At 48.5% G+C, this 13,787-nt stretch carries 13 protein-coding genes and 1 pseudogene; 10 read left to right on the top strand and 4 right to left on the bottom strand.

Annotation, left to right across the window (positions count from 1 at the left end):
- Nucleotides 1-82 precede the first annotated feature (82 nt).
- Nucleotides 83-1,255, top strand: a complete 1,173-nt coding sequence (locus Q0256_RS04305) for a toxin-antitoxin system YwqK family antitoxin (RefSeq protein WP_297960348.1) — start codon at nt 83-85, stop codon at nt 1,253-1,255.
- A gap of 1,224 nt (nt 1,256-2,479) precedes the next feature.
- Here Q0256_RS04305 and Q0256_RS04300 read toward each other — a convergent pair.
- The 4 genes from Q0256_RS04300 to Q0256_RS04285 are packed head-to-tail and all read right to left on the bottom strand — an operon-like array spanning nt 2,480 to nt 6,125.
- A complete protein-coding gene (locus Q0256_RS04300) occupies nt 2,480-3,211 on the bottom strand; it encodes a superoxide dismutase (RefSeq protein ID WP_297960345.1) in 732 nt (243 codons plus the stop codon).
- A complete protein-coding gene (locus Q0256_RS04295) occupies nt 3,211-3,384 on the bottom strand; it encodes a hypothetical protein (protein WP_005870938.1) in 174 nt (57 codons plus the stop codon). The genes Q0256_RS04300 and Q0256_RS04295 overlap by 1 nt, the downstream gene beginning before the upstream one ends.
- The gene (locus tag Q0256_RS04290) at nt 3,377-5,491 is read right to left on the bottom strand and encodes a mechanosensitive ion channel family protein (protein WP_297960342.1); all 2,115 of its coding nucleotides are present in this window, start codon (nt 5,489-5,491) and stop codon (nt 3,377-3,379) included. Before Q0256_RS04290 ends, Q0256_RS04295 begins: the two co-directional genes overlap by 8 nt.
- The gene (locus tag Q0256_RS04285) at nt 5,457-6,125 is read right to left on the bottom strand and encodes a carbonic anhydrase (RefSeq protein WP_297960339.1); all 669 of its coding nucleotides are present in this window, start codon (nt 6,123-6,125) and stop codon (nt 5,457-5,459) included. Before Q0256_RS04285 ends, Q0256_RS04290 begins: the two co-directional genes overlap by 35 nt.
- Before the next feature lie 131 nt (nt 6,126-6,256).
- Here Q0256_RS04285 and Q0256_RS04280 point away from each other — a divergent pair, with 131 nt between their 5' ends.
- From Q0256_RS04280 to Q0256_RS04240, 9 genes and pseudogenes are all read left to right on the top strand, one after another.
- Nucleotides 6,257-6,952, top strand: coding sequence for a Bax inhibitor-1/YccA family protein (locus tag Q0256_RS04280; RefSeq protein WP_297880079.1), 696 nt, complete (start codon nt 6,257-6,259; stop codon nt 6,950-6,952).
- 94 nt (nt 6,953-7,046) lie between these two features.
- Nucleotides 7,047-7,319 (top strand): annotated as a pseudogene (gene secG / locus Q0256_RS11595) (preprotein translocase subunit SecG); the annotation flags it as partial.
- A gap of 350 nt (nt 7,320-7,669) precedes the next feature.
- Nucleotides 7,670-8,227 (top strand): ribosome recycling factor, encoded by a 558-nt coding sequence (frr, locus tag Q0256_RS04270; protein ID WP_297895901.1) that lies wholly within the window; start codon nt 7,670-7,672, stop codon nt 8,225-8,227.
- Nucleotides 8,228-8,230: 3 nt separating this feature from the next.
- Nucleotides 8,231-8,842 (top strand): orotate phosphoribosyltransferase, encoded by a 612-nt coding sequence (gene pyrE / locus Q0256_RS04265; RefSeq protein ID WP_297960333.1) that lies wholly within the window; start codon nt 8,231-8,233, stop codon nt 8,840-8,842.
- 97 nt (nt 8,843-8,939) lie between these two features.
- Complete coding sequence (locus tag Q0256_RS04260; RefSeq protein WP_297960330.1) at nt 8,940-9,365, top strand: RDD family protein; 426 nt, start codon at nt 8,940-8,942, stop codon at nt 9,363-9,365.
- Nucleotides 9,362-9,925: a ribonuclease HII gene (locus Q0256_RS04255; protein WP_297960327.1), complete on the top strand. Its 564-nt coding sequence runs from the start codon at nt 9,362-9,364 to the stop codon at nt 9,923-9,925. The genes Q0256_RS04260 and Q0256_RS04255 overlap by 4 nt, the downstream gene beginning before the upstream one ends.
- 504 nt (nt 9,926-10,429) lie before the next feature.
- Nucleotides 10,430-11,149: a TerC family protein gene (locus tag Q0256_RS04250; protein WP_297960324.1), complete on the top strand. Its 720-nt coding sequence runs from the start codon at nt 10,430-10,432 to the stop codon at nt 11,147-11,149.
- A gap of 173 nt (nt 11,150-11,322) precedes the next feature.
- Nucleotides 11,323-12,705 (top strand): hypothetical protein, encoded by a 1,383-nt coding sequence (locus Q0256_RS04245; RefSeq protein WP_297960321.1) that lies wholly within the window; start codon nt 11,323-11,325, stop codon nt 12,703-12,705.
- A 190-nt stretch (nt 12,706-12,895) separates the two neighbouring features.
- Nucleotides 12,896-13,787 (top strand): hypothetical protein (locus tag Q0256_RS04240; protein WP_297960318.1); only part of this gene is annotated, 892 nt, incomplete at its 3' end.

Below are 13,787 nucleotides of genomic sequence, written 5' to 3'. Positions count from 1 at the left end.
TAATTCAAGAGGCTTTAAATAACCATATCTATATTAAAATGAGAATAATCGAAGTAAGCTTTAAAACAAGGAAGTAAAAAATATGAGGATTCCGCTAAATTTATCAGGTTTAACTCAAAAATTAAAATTCATCTTTCTGCTTCCGTTTTTGACGCTGGGCGCGCAAGCTCTGGAGCCAAAAATCGTAATGCAACCCGAGCCGGTCCTGAAAAATGGCCTGTATTTCGTAGCGGACAAGCCCTATAGCGGGACGCTCAAGGTGCTGCACTACAGCGCCGAGGATCTCTACGACGTAAACTTTATGGGCGTCGTCTACCCCAGAGCAAAGCCACTGCCGCCGACGCTTATCAGAGAGATCGACGTAAAGGACGGCACCGCGGTGCTTCAGCGCGATTACTTTGACGGCAGAGATAAGCCCTCAAACGAATATCCGCTAAAAAACGGCCTGTACGACGGCGTCGCGAAGAGCTACTACGCGGACGGCGGCGAGCTGAGATCGCAGAGCGAATACAAAGCCGGCAAGCGCGAGGGTTTTTACAAGCTGTATTATCAGGGAAGCGGCAAGCTAAAGCAGCAGGGCGCGTATAAAAATGATAGACGCGAGGGTATTTTCACCGACTACTACGAAAGCTGCGAAGTAAGCGCACGCCATCCGTATAAGGGCGGGCTGCGAAACGGCAAGGACGTGGATTATTACAAAAGCGGCAAAGTGCGCGGGGAGCGGAGCTACAAATGGGGCAAGCGGCAAGGCGTGGAGAGATGGTATCACGTAAACGGCGCGCTAAGGCAGACCGGCACATACAAGGATGACCGTAAACAGGGCGTTTGGAAGTTGTTTTACGAGGACGGCAAGACGCGCGTAGTCGAAAATTTCAAAGACGGCGAGCGCGACGGCGCCGTACGCGAATACTACAGGGGCGGCGCGTTGCAGGGCGAATACGAGTTTGAGCGCGGCAGGCAAACGGGCACGAGTAAGCAATACTACGCAAGCGGCGCTCTTGCGGCGAAGGTAATGTTCAGAGACGGGCGCAAACACGGGCTATACGAAACATATCACGAAAACGGCGCACTCAAGGCTAGAGTGACGTTCAAGGATGGCCTGGAGACGGGCACGGCGAAGCACTACTACGCAGACGGCAAGCTCGAAGCCGAGGGCGAGTTTGAGCGCGGCAGGCTCGTGCGCGCCAAAAAATACGACGAAAGCGGCAAGCTAATCAGCGACAAATCCGATAAAAACGGGCTAGCGAGGGAGTAAAGCGGGCTAAATTTTAAAATTTTAAGCGGGTTTGAGGCTTTGAGTGGGCTTAAAATTTGAAATAGGGTTTGAATTTTAAGCAGACGCGACTTTGAGTTTTCGGCGGCTGCAGCTTCGCGTTTTCAGTACTTACGGCTTCATGCTTTAAGCGAGCGGGATTTTTTGTTTTGATTGAGCGTGGCTTACGTCTCGGACAAATTTTGATTGAGCGCGGCTATACGCTTTAAATAGGCGCGACTTTGCGCTTCGAGCGAGCATGGCTTTATTTTTGAAGTGCAGCTTTAAATTTTAAGCGAGCGTGGTCTTACCCATCTGTTTCGGCTATACATACCGCGCCGTCAAGTGCTGTCTTTAAATGATGTGGCTTTGTATTTGTAGAGCGGCGTGCTGCGTTTAAACGAGTAAAATTCTACGCCTGGCGCCTTTATGCGGCGCACAAATACGGCTCGGGGCTTTAATTGACGAGGTCTCGTGCAGCGTAGCTCGTCGCGCGATTTGCGCTGATGTAGTAAAATTCCGTGCGGTATTTTGGCACACATAGCGCGCAGGTATAGCCTGACGCGGCATTCGATACGGCTTGTTTTTTCCGCGTAACGAGCAACTTTGGCGCGGTGCAAATTTTTAAAATTTAAAGCGAAATTTCAAGCCGAAACGGCGCTAAAAATTTTAACCGCCGAAAGGGTAAATTCGACGATCAAATTTCGTTAAATTTAGCCCGCGGTTCGCAAGCCGTGCTATTCGGGCGTAAATTTCAAACCCGTAGCGCCTCGCCTTTGGCGCGGCAAAATTTTAGCTGGCTGATATTTAAAATTTACCGACCGCTTTACTAAACAAAATTTTACGAATGCGGCGTGGGCGAACAAGGCAGAGGCAGAGAGAGTCGCCCCCTCTGTATAATTGCAAAAGCAAAGAATGGGCTGCCTATCTCAGTATGAAAATCTCATGGGCTTATTTGCAACTTTAAAATTTTGCAAGATGCTCGTTCGTAGCGTTAAATTTCAATACGCAGGTACCAAATGGGCTAAAAATCAAAATTTGCGCAAATTTAGCATGTGGCGAGATAATGAGCTAGAAGCATTCACGGCAACCCTTGGGCGACGAGGCACAGTATTCTCAGGGTAAAATACGGGCGCCGAAAGGTGAAAAATGCTTATAAATTTAGCGCACGGCGGTCATAGATAGCTGGAAACACGGCACTCGAGGCTGCGTAGCGCGAGCTCAAATCTATCCGCAGCAGCCGCAATCGCAGCGCGAGGAGGCAGTGGGGTGAAGCTCGCTAATGTAGAGCTTCACGGAGCCAAGCCCTTGCTTTTTCGCCCACGAATAGGCGTCGCTTGCGAAGTCGAAATCCGCAAAACGCAAGAAGCTCTCCACGTAGGATTTGCGCACATTTTGATAATCTATGTAGTAGGCGTGCTCCCAAAGATCGCAGGCTAAAAGCGGAATTTTGCCGCGCACGATCGGCGTGTCCGCGTTTTGCGTCGTGACGATTTCTAAATTTGCGCCGCGCTCATCGCATACGAGCCAGCACCAGCCGCTACCAAAAAGTCTCAGCGCGCGCTTTAAAAACTCGCTTTTAAAATTTTCCATCCCGCCGAAAGCCTGCGTTAAAGCGTCCGCGAGCTCGCCGCTAGGCTCACTTGGCTGCGCGATACAGTCGAAGTAAAAATCGTGGTTGTAAATTTCAGAGGCGTTGTTAAAAATACGGCTAAAACCTAGGCAAATTTGATAAAGCTTTGAAATTTGCGAAAACTCGCACTCCTCGCCGCGCGCCTGCTTAAACGACTGCGTGATGATCGTAAAAAGATCCGCGTTTTGTATCGGCGTATCCGCAATGTCTCGATTTAGGGCGGAGACATAGTCCTCGTAAAGCCCGCCGTGATGAAATTTCAAGCTTTGTAAGCTCACGATTTTATTCGCGCGCGGATCAAAAGGCAATGCCCTGGATCTAAACACTAATAATCCTCGCTGTCTAAATCGCTATAATCGTTGAAACCGTCGTCGTCTTCGTAGCTGTAATCGTCCTCGTCGTAGTTGTAGTTGTAACTCTCGTCGCCTCCGATTAGATCATCGTCCTCGTATTCGTCCTCATCGAACTCTTCGTCTTCGAAGTCATCGAAATCAGCCATTTTGCTCTCCTTTGTCGTTGGAATTTACTTTTGATTTTACGCATTCGCTTGCTATTTCCGGGATATTTTCGATATAAACACTCTGCGATGGGAAGGCAAACGATAGTCCGTTTTGCTCCACGATCTCCATTATTTTAAATAAAACATCCTCTTTGGTTTGGATGAAATTTGCCCATATTACGGTTTTTGTGAAGCAGTAAACTGAAATATTAATGGACGAATCGCCAAAGCTATCTAGCGCCACGAACATGGTGCTTTTATAGCCCGCTAAATCGTCGATAGAGACCATGTTTTGTCTATAGCGCATACGAAAATCTTTAGAATTTAGCGCCGTATCGGCAGATTGAGCGATGCCCGGGTGAGATTTTAGCATCTCTTTGATATCGTTTACGCACTTTCGCAGTTGAGCCGTGCTCGCGCCGTATTCGACGCCTACGGTAAGCTTTAAATTCCGTCCTACCTTCCTGCGGCTCCAGTTTTTGATATTTTGCGCCATTATATTGGAATTCGGCACAAAAACAAGAGCGTTGTCAAAGGTTCTGATCGTCGTCTTTCTAAAGCCCGTTTCTACGACGTTTCCTTCTATGTCGCCTAATACAACCCAATCACCTTGTGAGAACGAGTTATCAAATAATAGCATCACGGATGAGAAGAAATTTGCGATGATGTCCTTGGTCGCAAATGCGATCGCAAGTCCGCCGATTCCAAGCGATGCCATAAGCGCCGAGATGTCAAAGCCCAGACGCTTTAGCACCAAAAGTGCGGCGATGATGATTACGATGACGTATAGAATTTTAACGACTAGATTTATGATATCTTTTCTGACGCCTTTTTTCGTGATGTTTCCAAGCACGACAATACCGTAACCATCGATGATTTCGATGATGAGCCATGCCCAAAGTACCACGTAAACGATCGAGAATAAATTTGCAAATTTTATCGGCACAGGCGCCGGATAATAAAAAATACTAAGACAGATATCGACCGAATAAGCGATCAGCAAAATACCCATCGGACGCTTGATAATGCCCACTACTTGCGTTTTTAGAGTTTCGCTATCCAGAGAAAAGCTTTTATTAAAGAATTTAAATACGAAATAGATGATGTTGGCAAGCAGTCTGCGAAGCGAGTAGAAAAATAGCGTAATCAGCGTGATTAGAATGAGCTTGCCGAAATTTACGTGGCTGAGCTTAAACGGAATTTTATCGTTGATATAATCGATCACCGATTTAAAATTTAAGCTCGTAAAAACCACGCTGCTTGCAAGCAGATCGCTATTTCGCGACAGATACGTAAGCACCTCGTCGTAGGTCTGCTTGTCGTTTTTCAAATCGTTGATTTTAGACTCTAAGGCGTCTATCTGCTCTTGACTGCTTAGATTATTTTTCAAATCATTAAGTTTGCTAAAATCCCTAGTTTGGATATTTAGTAGCGTGCTACTCAGCTCGCTTTCAAGCGCGCTTCTGCTTGCGCCGTTTACAAACATATCCTCAATTTTCATAAGCGAGGTATAAAAGATCTCTGCCATCTCCATCTTTTCTAAATCCGCGCTTGCATTTACGTATTCGGGAGAGCTCTGCTTTTTGGCGTATTTTTTTAGCGTAGTTTGGATGTTCTTTTTATTTTGCGCATACGACATTATGCTTTCGATATCCATATCCTGCTGCGTAATCGCGAAAGGTAAGCGATCAAAGAGCTTAGCTTTATTGCGATCGATGGCGTCCAGCTCGTTTTTGCTCGCGTTGGCGTCGCCGCCGTTAAGCAGGGAACTGCGCTGCAAATTTAGCTTTTTAATCTCTTTGATTACAGAGATAAGCGTCTCTCCATTAGGAGCTTTTTTCTGTGAAGTCTCCGTTTTAGCGACCTTTTCTGCGATCATATTTATTACTTCAGTTTTATTGCCATCCTCTGCACCGAGCGATTTGGATAAAATTTTAGCGACTTCCTTTTTGATCTCGGTTTTGTTGTTTTCTAAAGTAAGATTTGCCTCTGGAGTAGAAGAATTCGTCTCTACAAAGCTTCCCTCGCCGGTCGTGTTGAGGTCTGCAAACGCTAAAGCGGCGCTAAAAAGACTAATCGTTAAAAAGCTGATTATAGATTTTTTCATAATCCATTCCCTTATTTAATAGCGTAAAATGCGCGCCTTCGTCGTCGTAGTTGAATAGCTCGCCCGTTTCGATGACGTAGTGCCAGCCGTAAATTTTAATCTCGCCGTTTTTATAGGCGTCTTTGACGCCAGGAAAGCTAAGTAAATTTTGCATGGAATTTATAATATTTAATCTCTCGGTGATCCACTCGCGCTTGTCGGTGCCGAGGTCTTTTAGCTTTTCGACCTCGTCTTTTACAGGCTGCATTAAATTTAGCCAGCGCCTTACGTTTGGAATTTTTTCGAGCTTTTTGGCGTCATAAAACAGCGCCGCGCAGCCACCGCAGTTGCTGTGCCCGCAAACGATGATATTCTTGATATTTAGCGAATATAGTGCGTATTCAATCGCCGAAGTAGTTGCTAAAAATTCCTCGCTAATGCGGTATGGAGGAACGACGTTTGCGATATTTCGCACGACGAAAAGCTCTCCTGGAAGCGTCGAAGTAATTAGGCTCGGCACCACGCGCGAGTCGGAGCAGCCGATAAAAAGCGTGTGGGGCTTTTGATGATTTGCCAGACTTCCGAAAAGCTCGGCATGCTCGGCAAAATTTTCTTCCATAAATTTAATAGCTCCATTTATTAACTGGCTGAGCATACTTTCTCCTTAAAAAAGTCGGGAATTATATATTACTTTCATAAATAGATAGAATTCTGGGAATTTTTAATTATATATTTACCAAATTTTCGCTAAACTCCCCGCTCATAAATCAAAAGAAGGAGAAAAATATGAGTCTATACGACAGACGAAATTACGCGGACGGATATGAACTATCGGACGCATCACTGGAACAAGGACGAATCTCTCAGACTATCAAACAAACCTACGCGCTTCTAACCGCTTCGATGATAGCTGCGGCAGCAGGGGCTTTTGTGGCGATGAGTTTCGGCGTGAGCTTGGCTCTTCATCCGATTTTATATCTGGTAGTTTTAATGGGGCTGATCTTCGGTATGCAAGCAGCTGTAAATCGCGGCGCTAATACGATCGCGCTGGTTTTGCTTTTTGCATTTACCTTTATTACCGGTCTTACTCTAGGTAAATTGATCGCTATTTATATCGCAGCGGGTGCCGGAGACGTAGTAACGCATGCGTTTGTGGCTACGGCGATTACTTTCGGTGCTCTTACCGTTTATGCGATGAATACAAAGACAAATTTCGACTCTTGGGGCAAACCGCTATTGGTATCGCTTGTGGCTATTATCGTGCTAAGCCTTTTGAACTACTTCTTTTTCAAAAGCACCGTGCTTGATATAGCGATTTCAGCTTTTTCGGCTTTAATCTTTTCGATGTATATCATCTACGATACTAAAAACATCATCAACGGCACCTACACTTCACCGATAATGGCTGCCGTAGATATGTATCTAAACATCTACAACCTCTTCCTTTCGCTGCTAAGAATTTTCGGCGCAAGCAGAGACTAAATTTTACGCACCGCTTCGTGCGGTGCACTCTTAACTTAAAATTTATAAATCTTTTATTATAATCGCAAATTCAATTTTTTCAAAAGGTTTTATAGTGACTACGTTATTTTTGGTTTTACAAGTCGTTTTTGCCGTGATAATTACGATCTCCGTTCTACTGCAAAAGAGCTCTTCTATCGGGCTTGGCGCATACAGCGGAAGCAACGAAAGCTTATTTGGAGCGAAGGGTCCGGCTGGATTTTTAGCTAAATTTACCGCCGCGATGGGAATTCTATTCGTGATAAATACACTTGTGCTCGCATATTTCTATCAGCAAGATGCTAAATCTTCCGTAGTCGATCGCGTAAAGATCGAAGCAAATGCTACTAAATCCGTGCCAAACGCTGTCCCTGGCGTGCCATACATCCCAGCTTCAAGCGCAAAGCCTAATTTCGCTCCGGCAAGCACCGAATCAAATTCTATAATTAGCGGCGAGATCAATGCGACGGATACGAAAATCGAAGAGCCAGCAGCTCCTGCGACCGATACTGCCGCAGCTAGCGCGCCTGCTCGGTCGCAAGCATCAAGCGATACCAATGCCAGCGCCGCTTCCGCAGATCAAAACACAACTAAATAAACTCTAAATTTTAAAATTTAAAAGCGCAAAATCCGCGCTTTTAAATGCTATTCTTATTTTTTTAACGCTATAATTTCGCAAATTTTATTTAAAGGATTTGAATGCTAGAAGCTATCTACAAAGAGCAAAGAGCAAACGGCGATCGAGCTATCGAGGCTTTGAAAAAGGACTTTACGACGCTACGCACCGGCAAGGTGAGCGTGGCGATCCTAGATCATATTTTCGTGGATTATTACGGCTCGCAAACTCCGCTAAATCAGGTCGCGACCGTCCTTTCGACCGATGCGGTAACGATCTCGATCACACCGTGGGAAAAGCCGATGCTAAAGGCGATCGAAAGCGCGATCGCAGCGGCGAATATCGGCGTCAATCCGACTAATGACGGCGAGAGCGTGAAGCTCTTTTTCCCGCCGATGACGGTCGAGCAACGCCAAGAAAACGCCAAAAAGGCTAAAGCGATGGGCGAGAAGGCCAAAATCGGCATTCGCAACGTCCGCAAAGACGCTAACGACGAAATCAAAAAGCTCGAAAAAGACAAAGCGATCTCCGAAGACGACGCCAAAAAAGGCTACGACGAGGTGCAAAAGATCACCGACTCTTACTCAAGCAAGATCGACGACGCAGTCAAGGCCAAAGAAGCCGAGCTTTTGAAGGTTTGAGCTGTGAATATAGAAAAAATCTATCGCGACTGCGGCGCATATCTGCGAGGGCATTTTCTGCTTTCAAGCGGCAACCACTCGGAATTCTATCTGCAAAGTGCCAAAGTACTTGAAGATCCGCAGCTAGCAGGACAGCTCGCAGACGAGCTTACCACAATAATCGAAAAAGCGGGCGTGGAGTTTGATAGTGTCTGCTCGCCCGCGCTGGGCGGAATTTTAGCGGGCTACGAGCTAGCTCGCGCGGCGAAAAAGCGTTTCATATTTACCGAGCGCGTAGATCGCGTAATGAGCCTGCGCCGCGGCTTTGAAGTGCATAAGGGCGAGAGATTTATCGTCTGCGAAGACATCATCACGACGGGCGGCTCGGCTCTTGAGAGCGCCAGGCTCATCGAAAACCTCGGCGGCGAGGTCGTGGGCTTTGCCGCGCTTGCCAATCGCGGATTTTGCAAGGTCGCAAATTTAGCGGGCAGCAGTGCAAAGGCTGGCGCCAAGCTGCCCGCGGATAAGCCGTTTTTTGCGCTAGGCAATTTCGAGTTTGAAATTTACGAGCCCGCAACCTGCCCGCTTTGTGCTACCGGAAGCAAGGCGATCAAGCCCGGCAGTCGCGGAAACTAGGCGTCGATTTGCTGCTAAGAAACCGCAACGAGATTAAATTTTATCCTCTCGGCTTTAGCGCGCCGGAATTTTAAAATTTAATCCAAAACGGAGCAAAATGGCAAAACAAAAAGCTAAAATTTCACCGATCTTTCTGCGCGTAAAGGCCTTCATCGTCGATCTTTTCATCATCGCGATGCCCCTATTTTACGGCGTTACATATCTCGTCTTGGGCTCGAAAGAAGCCCTGTGGCGCAACCAAGCCGTGATCGCGCTTATCTGGCTCGCATACGGCGTGATTTGCGCGGCATTTTACGCCCGCAGCGCCCAGACGCCAGGCTACAAGCTGGCGGGGCTTTACCTCATCGATGTTCGCAGCGGGCGCAAAGTAAGCTTCTTTAGGGCGCTGGCTCGCTTTGCGTGCTTCGTTTTTGCAGGCTTTAGCGTCATCGGGCTTTTGATCTGCTTTTTTCGCAAAGATAGGCTGAATTTACACGACCTGCTAAGCGGAGCCGTGCCCGTCGTGCGAAAGGACGCGCAGTGAGCGGGCAGATTTGCGGCATCGACGAGGCGGGGCGCGGCTGCCTTGCAGGACCGCTTTGCGTTGCCGGCTGCGTGCTACAGCGCGAGATCGCAGGACTTGCCGATAGCAAAAAGCTAAGCGAGAAGCGCCGCGAGGAGCTTTACGCCCAAATCATCGAAAACTCGCGCTACAAAATCGTCGAAATTTCAAGCGCACAGGTCGATGAGATCGGACTCAGCGCATGTCTAAGATCGGCGCTTGAGCAGATTCTCGCGTATTTTATGGGTTTTAGCGGACAGATCATCTACGACGGCAACGCAAACTTCGGCGTACGCGGGCTTCAGACGCTCGTAAAAGCCGACGCGCAAATCGCCGAAGTAAGCGCGGCGAGCATCCTCGCCAAGGTCACGCGCGACCGCACGATGCATGAGCTCGCGCAGCGCTACCCGCAATATGGCTTCGCGCAAAACAAAGGTTACGGCTCGCGCGCACACATCGCGGCGATCGAGCGGTACGGGCTCACGCCTTTTCACCGCGCGAGCTACAAGATCAAATCGCTGCAACCCTCGCTGTTTGATTAATGAAATTTCTTTTACCGTGATTTTATTTCGCGCTGTTTAGGATGCGCTCACTTAAATTTCGACCTCGCACCTTCTGCGCTAAATTCCAACTTTGCACGCCCTGTGCGTATTTAGCGCCAAAATTTAGCATGCCCGCATTGCAGCGCCCGTCATCAAAATTTACTTGCCGCGGAACTTATCTTTAAATTTTGAAATTTGCCGCTCTTTTATCCACCAACCTCGATCGAGATATGCCGCCTGTGCGGCTTTAGCTGCACGCAGATTTCAAAACGAACTTCGATAAAGCGAACACGCGCCACGCCGCACTAAATAAGTTAAAATTCCGATTCATGTTAAATTTAGCCCATATTTGCGTCGTATCAAAACTCAAAATTTTAAAATTATAGACTTGAAATTTTGCGCGAAATCAGACGCGAAATTTCGCGCACGAAGGCGGTAAAATTTAGAAATTTTAACCAAACTTTCGCTATCATCACGGCTTAAATTTTCACCCAAAGGAAACCGATGTTTGAATGGATCGCCTCACCCGAGGCATGGATCAGCCTGGCGACGCTCACGGGGCTTGAGATCGTGCTTGGCATCGACAATATCATCTTTATCGCGATTTTATGCGGCCGCCTGCCCGAGGCGCAGCGCGGACGCGCCCGTATAATGGGGCTCGCGCTTGCGATGTTCACGCGCATACTACTACTTCTTAGCCTAAGCTGGATCATGGGGCTAACTAAGCCGCTATTTAGCGTGCTTGCGCGCGATTTTAGCGGACGCGATCTCGTGCTGATCGGCGGCGGATTGTTTCTGCTCGTCAAATCCACGCTCGAGATCCATTCCAGCGCCACTGGCGAGGCGCACGAGCATAGCGCTAGCAGCGGCAAGGCGAGCTTCGGCGGCACGCTCGTGCAGATCGCTGTTTTGGACATCATCTTCTCGCTCGACAGCGTCATCACCGCCGTGGGCATGGCGCAGCACCTGCCCGTGATGATCCTCGCAGTGATCATCGCCGTGGGCGTGATGATGCTCGCTAGCGGCGCGATCGCGCGCTTTGTGGACACAAACCCGACGATCAAAATTTTAGCGCTTGCGTTTTTGATTTTGGTGGGCGTCTCGCTGATCGCCGACGGGCTGGGCTTTCACATACCTAAGGGTTACATCTACTTCTCGATGGCGTTTTCGCTGCTGGTGGAGCTCATCAATATTCAGATCCGCAAAAAATCCGCCGCGAAATAGGAGGAGCGGAATTTTGCGAGATCTCAAAGGCGCGCATAGGCTTTGCTAAATTTCTTTCTCCGCGGCAGATCAAGCTTGCTCGCGGCACGGCTAGGGATTTAAAGCTACAGCCCGCGGCTGCAGACACGGCGAAATTTAGCTTTACGCTGGAGGGCTTGCGCTTTGCGGGAAATTTGGACTTAAGGCGCGACGGACTTTATCTGCCGATACGCGAGGGCGACGAGCTGGCGGTGATATATGAGGCTTCGAGCTCAAATTCCGCCCGCGAGGCTTTGAGGGGCTTAAATTCCAGCAGAAGCGCTTTAAACGGCTCCGACTTAAGCGGCGAAAACTCCGTGCCGCGCCCTAGCTGCGAAACTCCAAATAGCAAAAATTCCACTGCCGCAAATTCAGACTGCGACGCACATAGTGACACCACGGCAGGTGCGCGCCAAAATTCTGCGGTATCTGATTTAGTGGGCAAAGATCGCAGCGGTATAAATTCCGCCGCTTTGAGCCTGATCCGCGAAGGCTTTAACGAGCAGGCGAACGCTAATACGGAACTTTATACTTCGAGTTTGAATTGCAAAGATTTAAGCGGCTCCCTCTCTTTAAATTCTACCCGCGAGAGTCGTGACGGCGCTTCGGTAAACTCCGCTGCTTCCGCCCTTCCGCTAGATTTCGTTAATCTAAGCCTAGGCGCGCAGCGCTGGAAGGACGCCGGTAGCACGGCACTTGCCGCGATATTCGCAGCCTTCGGCGTAGTGCTAGCCGCGATGAGCATCTACTGCATAATCTTTATTTTTGAAAAGAGCGATCCTGCGGTGACTATAGCCCTACCCGTCCTCGCGCCTTTTGCATATTGCAGCTTTAGGTTTATGCGAAGAGACTGGCGCGCCGCAAAGTTCGGACGCATATTCGCAGCGCTTCCGCACTCCAAAGAGCCCAAGCGAAGCGGCGAAGCGGAGGGCTATGTTAGCGGCGTGCGCGTGCTGCGAAGCGGCGATGTTTATTACTATGGCTTCGCGCTGGACGGGCTATATTTATCGGGCGACAGCAAGCGGCGTATCGTCTCTGACGCGCTATGCGCGGATCAAAATTTAGCGGAGCTTGCAGACGGCGAAAATTGCATGAAATTTAAGAATTTAGACGCAGAAAATTCCACAAATTCTGCGAGCATCAAGAATTTTGTGAAATCAGCGAATTCCACAAGCTCTGCAAATTCTACTAACGCAGCAAATTCTATAAACTCCGCCTGCTCCGCCGAAGTCGCGGTATCCGTCAAGGCAAAGGACGCCTCGCAGAGCTTCGAGCTGCAAAACGGCGATATTCTCCGCGCTCTCTACAAAGACTACCGCGTAAGCGGGCTTTGGAATCAAAGCCGCAGCATGAAGCTAGGCGATACGCGCAGCGGACTTCGGCGCGTAATGGATTTTATCGCGAGCGTGGCGCTACAAATAGGTCTGCGTCTAGGCGGCGCGCTCGTGCTGACGCGGCTCGGCGATCACATCGGCGGCGACTTCGGCAACGCCCTAAGCTTCATCGGATTTTTGCTGCTGCTTAGCCTTATGCTTTGAAAGGCAAATTTCAAGCGACAACCTCGCGGGATTTTGCAACTTCAAGGAATTTCAAATTTCGCAATTTCGCAGAATTCCGCAGCGAGCGGATTCGGGTTTTAAATTGAGGGCGCAAATTCTAAATCCAAATCTCGCGTGGCGTAAATTTGCGCTATAATCTAGCGAAAATCAAAGATTTAAAGGACGCGGCTTGAAAATTTTAATCTCGTTTTTGTGCTTATTAAATTTTATGTTCGCTGAGGCGGCGCCCGCTTTGGCGGGAGGCGCAAACAGCGCCCAAAAGGATCAAAACCTAGAAATTTTAACCGAAAATTTAGACGCGGCGCTGAAAGAAATCGGCGAAGCCAGGCATCACCCAGATGGGACGCCCTGCGAGAACATCGTTAGGTTAAGGGCTGCGTTTATGGAGTTTTTGCAAAGCGCGGGCGAGAGCGCTCTGCAAATTTTAAAATCCTTGAGGTTCGCGCCAAATATGGCGATCTCGCAGGACGGCAAGTTTCGGGCGTATTCGGTAGATATCAGCACCGGCGGCACGATGGGCGCGAACTACGTAGCGTATCAATACGTAAGCGGCGGGCGAAATTTCATTATGGATTTTGCAGACAAGGATGCGCAGCAGATGCAAGAATGCGTCCTTGGCGGTAGGCGGGATTGCGCCTGCGGCGATTGGGCAGTCGGTACCGCATGGGGTGGCGAGCGAGTGATAAAAGTTTTTAAAGTTAAAGAAAATCTATATCTCATTTACGGAGCATCAAAGGGTTCTACTAAGCTCACAAACGACGAATTTTGGGCGGTAGAAGCAAGCGAAGCGGGTATAAACCTAGCGAATATATTCCACTACGTCCGTTCATGCGGCGGAGATTGCGACTGCTCTAAAAGGAGCTCTTTGGTGCCGCCGCCGCACGACTCCGCTCGATTCGGCATAGAATATGATTTTTTCTCATATTTAGACGGCAGTGACGAGATAAAGAATAAATACGCTAAAAGGACGTTTTTGACCTTTGAAAACGGCATACTGGGCGCTCTTAAGGTAAAATATAGCGATAAATACCCGGACGGCGAGCTTGTCGATGAATATCAAT

Origin of the sequence: uncultured Campylobacter sp. (assembly GCF_937949835.1) — a bacterium.
Lineage (GTDB): Bacteria > Campylobacterota > Campylobacteria > Campylobacterales > Campylobacteraceae > Campylobacter_B.
The sequence above is the reverse complement of the archived record's forward strand: the minus strand, read 5'-3'. Positions and strand labels throughout refer to the sequence as shown.

Bases quoted from the DNA above. Each gene is read 5' to 3' on its own strand.
- Q0256_RS04305 (WP_297960348.1), top strand. From the start codon at position 83: ATGAGGATTCCGCTAAATTTATCAGGTTTAACTCAAAAATTAAAATTC.
- Q0256_RS04295 (WP_005870938.1), bottom strand. From the start codon at position 3,384: ATGGCTGATTTCGATGACTTCGAAGACGAAGAGTTCGATGAGGACGAA.
- Q0256_RS04290 (WP_297960342.1), bottom strand. From the start codon at position 5,491: ATGAAAAAATCTATAATCAGCTTTTTAACGATTAGTCTTTTTAGCGCC.
- Q0256_RS04285 (WP_297960339.1), bottom strand. From the start codon at position 6,125: ATGCTCAGCCAGTTAATAAATGGAGCTATTAAATTTATGGAAGAAAAT.
- Q0256_RS04280 (WP_297880079.1), top strand. From the start codon at position 6,257: ATGAGTCTATACGACAGACGAAATTACGCGGACGGATATGAACTATCG.
- frr (WP_297895901.1), top strand. From the start codon at position 7,670: ATGCTAGAAGCTATCTACAAAGAGCAAAGAGCAAACGGCGATCGAGCT.
- Q0256_RS04260 (WP_297960330.1), top strand. From the start codon at position 8,940: ATGGCAAAACAAAAAGCTAAAATTTCACCGATCTTTCTGCGCGTAAAG.
- Q0256_RS04250 (WP_297960324.1), top strand. From the start codon at position 10,430: ATGTTTGAATGGATCGCCTCACCCGAGGCATGGATCAGCCTGGCGACG.